3 protein-coding genes are annotated in these 4,803 nt (G+C 76.0%); 2 read left to right on the top strand and 1 reads right to left on the bottom strand.

Translation table 11 applies throughout. The features are described 5' to 3' along the window. Window positions 1–151 precede the first annotated feature (151 nt). Complete coding sequence (locus M8C11_RS30055; protein WP_252454797.1) at window positions 152–1,819, bottom strand: hypothetical protein; 1,668 nt, start codon at window positions 1,817–1,819, stop codon at window positions 152–154. A 36-nt stretch (window positions 1,820–1,855) separates the two neighbouring features. Between M8C11_RS30055 and mptB (M8C11_RS30050) the strand changes: the two genes are divergently transcribed. Continuing rightward, window positions 1,856–3,268 carry a polyprenol phosphomannose-dependent alpha 1,6 mannosyltransferase MptB gene (gene mptB, locus M8C11_RS30050; RefSeq protein WP_256487729.1) on the top strand — a complete coding sequence of 471 codons (1,413 nt, stop codon included), beginning with the start codon at window positions 1,856–1,858 and terminating at the stop codon, window positions 3,266–3,268. A gap of 11 nt (window positions 3,269–3,279) precedes the next feature. Continuing rightward, window positions 3,280–4,782, top strand: coding sequence for a polyprenol phosphomannose-dependent alpha 1,6 mannosyltransferase MptB (gene mptB / locus M8C11_RS30045; protein ID WP_252454795.1), 1,503 nt, complete (start codon window positions 3,280–3,282; stop codon window positions 4,780–4,782). The last annotated feature ends 21 nt before the right edge of the window (window positions 4,783–4,803 follow it).

Raw genomic sequence — 4,803 nt, 5'->3', positions numbered from 1 at the left:
CACCTACACCCTCACAAGCTGACCCACCGCCCCGCCCCCTCCCTCGGCGTTGATCTTGTACTTGCGGCCCCGGCGAAAGGGGCATTTCCGGCTCTTGAGGGGCCGCAACCGCAAGATCGACGGGGACAGGGGGCGGGGGCGGGGCGGTGGGTCAGCTTGTGAGGGTGTAGGTGCCGGCTCGGGGGACCGTCACGGTGGTCCACTTGCCGTCTCGGGTGACCTCGGCGCCGCCGTCGACGGTCAGCCAGCGGTCGTGGCGTACCCGGATCGGGATCGGGCCGGCGGCGGGGGCGCGGAACGTGATCGAGGCGCCGTCCTGGCGGACCAGCTCACCCGGCGCGCCGACGAGCGGGGTGGGCTCGGCGACCGCGTACAGCTTCCAGTGCCGGTCCGACCAGACCTCGGTCAGGTACGGCTGGCCCGTCTCCACCAGCTTCGCCTCCGACGACCCCACCCAGGAGAACTCGGCGTCCGGCACGGCCACGTACTGCACCGCGTTGTCGGCCAGCCAGTCCCGGTAGGTGATCGGGGTCAGCGGGACGCCGGTGCCGTCGGCGCCGGGCACAGTGGTGAAGAACAGTGCGTTGCGGTCGATGTCGGCCTGCCGTAGCCAGCCCCGGGCCAGCGGCACGTCCCCCATGTGGGCCGCCTCCCAGTAGTTGCGGGTCGGCGGCACCTCCACCCGCCCGGTGAGCCCGCGCCGGGCCAGCTCCGCACGCAGCGGCGCGAAGTACGCCGGGTCGGCCGTCGGGTCGTCGGCGCTGCGCAGGTCGGCGGTGACCACCGGCGGCTGCCACCAGCAGACCACCGCGAGAAGAGCGGCCAGTCCCACCGCGCCGGCGACCCGGGAGCGCCGGCCGGCGGCGCGGAGCCGATCGGCGAGCGGGGCGGGAAGCGTGGCGGCGGCGGCCAGCGCCGGCAGCGCGAACATCACCACCAGGCGGGTGGCGTTCAGCCCGACCGGGGTGTGCAGCAGCGCCGACGCCAGCACCCCGGCCGCGGACAGCAGCGCGCCCATCCGCACCGGCCGGTACGCCACGAGCGCCGCCACGACCAGGCTCGTCACCACGGCGTGCACGGTGTCGGCCGTGCTTATGTTCATCCAGCCGCCCTCGCCGAACAGCAGTCCGGTCACGGCGAGCGGCGCGGCGGCCGGTGCGGCGAGCAGCAGGCCGTCGGCGTACCGGCGGGTCAGCAGCAGCACGACGCCGGCGAGCCCGACGAACAGCCCGGCCACCGGGCTGGCCGCCGAGGCGAGCAGCGCGGCGGCACCGGCGGCGACGGCCGCCCAGACGCTCCGGCCACCACCGGCAGCGCCGGGACCGGCCGGCCCGGCACCGGCAAGGCCGGGATCGGCCGGCTCGCCAGCGGCATCAGCGGCGGCGGTGCGGCGGGCGGGGACGGTGAGCGCGAGCAGCGCGGCCAGGCCGAACGCGACGCCGAGGGCGTAGGTGACCCGGCCGGAGACCAGGTTGCCGGCGATCGTGACGACGCCCACCAGGCTGCCGAGCAGCGGGCGGGGCACCCGGGCCCGCACCAGCAGGGCGGCGAACGCGGTGGCGGAGGCGAGCAGGGCGAGCGCGCCGGTGACGCGTACCCCGAGCAGCGCCATCAGCGGCGGCGAGACGAGGCTGTAGCCCCACGGGTGCACGCCGCCGTACCAGCGCAGATCCACCAGGGCGGCCCCGTGATCGGTGAAGAAGCCGGCGCGGGCGACCTGCGCGGACAGGTCCGAGCCGGTGGCCGGCAGGGTGAGGTAGAGCGCGGCGAGGACGAGCGCCGATACGGCGGAGACCGCCACCACCCGACCGCCCCGCATGCCCACCTCCTGATCGCGAACCACCGTACTGGCAGCATGTCCGACGTGCCTCACCACCTCTCGCGCTGGATCGGCCTGGCGGGTTCGGTGCTGCTCGCCGTGGCCGCGTTCCTCGGTGGCGCCCTGCCCGACGGCGAGTTGCGTCCCACCCCGGTCAGCATCTGGCAGGGCCCGAACGGGCCGCTGATCATCGGGTTGTGGCTGGTCGGCACCGCGCTGCTGGCGTCGGCGTGGTGGTCGCTGCGGGACCGGGTGCCGTCGGCCCGCTGGGTGCTGCTCACCGTCGCGCTCTGGCTGGCACCGATGCTGGTCGCGCCGCCGCTGGGCAGCCGCGACGTGTACGCGTACGCCTGCCAGGGCGCCAGCTTCTCGGCCGGGATCAACCCCTACGAGCAGGGCGTGTCGGCGCTGCCCTGCCCCTGGCTGGACACCATCTCCTACATCTGGCGGGACACCCCGGCGCCGTACGGGCCGCTGTTCGTGCTGCTCGCCGGTGCGGTGGTGGAGGCCACCGGTTCGCTGCTCGCCGCCGTCGCGCTGTTCCGGGTGCTCGCCGTGGCCGGGGTGGCGCTCACCGCGTGGGCGCTGCCGGTGCTGGCCCGCCGGTGCGGGGTGCCGCCGCGGCGGGCGCTCTGGCTGGCGCTGGCGAGCCCGCTGGTGCCCGTGCACCTGGTCTCCGGCGCGCACAACGACGCGCTGATGATCGGCTTACTGGTCGCCGGGCTGGCGGTGGTGGCAGCCCGTCCGGGCCGGCCCGGACCGCTGCTCGCCGGTGGGGTGCTGCTCGGACTCGCCGCCGCCGTCAAGGTCACCGCGCTGGTCGTGATGCCGTTCGCCGCGCTGGCCGCGATCGTCGGGGCGTACCGGATCAGGACGCTCGTGCGCGACGGCGGGTGGGTGGTCGGCGGCTCGCTCGCGGCGCTCGCCGCGGTGACGGTCGCCTCCGGCCTGGGGCTGGGGTTCGTCAGCGGGCTGGAACAGGGCGGGCTGGTGGTGGCCTGGACCTCGCCGCCGACGGCTGTGGGGCAGACCGTCGGCTACCTGCTGGCGCCGTTCGGCGTGCACGTCGACGCGCTGCCGGTGACCCGGGCGATCGGCATGGTCGTGCTGATCGCGGTGCTGATCTGGCTCTGGTTCCGGTCGTTCCGTCGCGGTGAGCCGTTCTGGCACGCCGGGCTGGCGCTGACCGCCACCGTCGCGCTCTCCCCGCTGTTCCACCCCTGGTACTGGCTGTGGCCGCTGGCGGTGCTCGCTGCCACCGCACGCCGCACGCTCTGGTTCTCGATCGTCACAGTGGTGTCGTCGTTCCTGGTGCTGGCCGACGGCACCGGGCTGGCCCGGTACTCCAAGATGCCCGGTGCGCCGCTGATGACGCTGTTCGTGATCGGGCTGGTCGTGTGGTTGGTACGGTCGGCTCGCAAGGGCCGGCAGCCGGTTCCCGTGGACTGAGGAGTGTGCCGGTGAGCGAGCCCGACGGACCCGTCCGGCCGATCGCCGCCGGTCTCGCCCGCTACGCCGGCCTCGCCGGGGCCGTGCTGCTCACCGTCGGCGGGTGGCTCGGCGGCGCGCTGCCCGGCACGCCCCCGCGCGGCACGCTCGCCGCGATCTGGCACGCACCGAACGGGCCGGCGGCGCTCGCCTGCTGGCTGGCCGGGACGCTGCTGCTGGTGGGCGCCTGGTGGTCGCTGCGATGGGGCGCCCCGTCCGGCCGGTGGGCGTACCTGACCGCCGGGCTCTGGTCGCTGCCGCTGCTCGCCGCGCCGCCGATCGGCAGCCGCGACGTCTACTCGTACGCCTGCCAGGGCTGGACGTGGACGCAAGGGCTCAGCCCGTACCGGGTGGGGGTCGCGGCGGCCGGCTGCCCGTGGACCGACTCGGTGTCGCCGATCTGGCGGGACACCCCGGCGCCGTACGGGCCGTTCTTCGTCCTGCTGGCCGGGCTCGCCGTCCTCGCCGGTGGCGGCCTGATCGGGACGATCGTGGCGCTGCGGCTGGTCGCGGTGGCCGGTGTGCTGCTGACCGCGCTCTGCCTGCCCGGCCTGGCCCGCGCCGCCGGGGTGCCCACCCGGCGGGCCGCCTGGCTGGTGCTCGCGTGCCCGCTGGTCGGGATCCACCTGGTGGCGGGCGCGCACAACGACGCGCTCGCGCTCGGGCTGCTCCTGCTCGGCCTGCTGGTGCTGGTCCGCCTGCCGGGCAAGCCGCGCGCGCTGCTGGTGGCCGGTGTGCTGCTGGGCCTTGCCGTGGCGGTGAAGGCGGTCGCGGTGGTGGCGCTGCCGTTCGCGGCGCTCGCCGCGGTGCTCGGCCGCTACACCTGGCGGGCGCTGCTGCGCGACGGCGGGCAGCTGGCCGCGTCGGTGCTCGGCACGCTGCTCGTCGTGTCGCTCGCCACCGGCCTCGGGCTGGGCTGGGTGGGAGGGCTCGGCCACAGCGGCGACTCGCAGCAGTGGACCTCCCCGCCCACGGCCGTCGGGTTCGTGATCGACTACGCCGGTGAGCTGGCCGGTCTACGGCCGCAGGCGGTGCCGGTGGTCCGGGCGGTCGCGCTGGTGCTGCTGGCCGCGACGCTGGTGGCGCTCTGGTGGTGGGCGTGGACGCGGCTGCGACGGCTCAACGACGTCCGGCAGCGGGTGGCCCGGCTGACGCTGGCCCGCCCGCGGGTGGCGCTGCTCGGCGCGGGGCTGGCGCTCGCCGCCACGGTGTTGCTCGCCCCGGTCTTCCACCCCTGGTACGCGATCTGGCCGCTGACAGTGCTCGCGGTCGCGGCGGTGCCGCTGGCCCGGCAGGTCTGGTTCGTGGCCCCCTGCGCGGTGGCCTCGCTGCTCACGCTGCCGGACGGATCCAACCTGGCCCGGTTCAGCAAGGCACCGGGCGCGGTGCTGATGACGGTGCTGGTGCTGGTCGTCGCGGTGGCCGGCGTCCGGGCCGCGCTGCGCCGCCGTGAAGGGCCGGACCGCGCTGCGTAGACGGCCGGGGCGGGGGCGGGC

Origin of the sequence: Micromonospora sp. CPM1 (genome assembly GCF_023896895.1) — a bacterium.
Taxonomy (GTDB): Bacteria; Actinomycetota; Actinomycetes; order Mycobacteriales; family Micromonosporaceae; genus Micromonospora; species Micromonospora tulbaghiae.
This window is presented reverse-complemented; position numbering and strand designations above follow the sequence as displayed.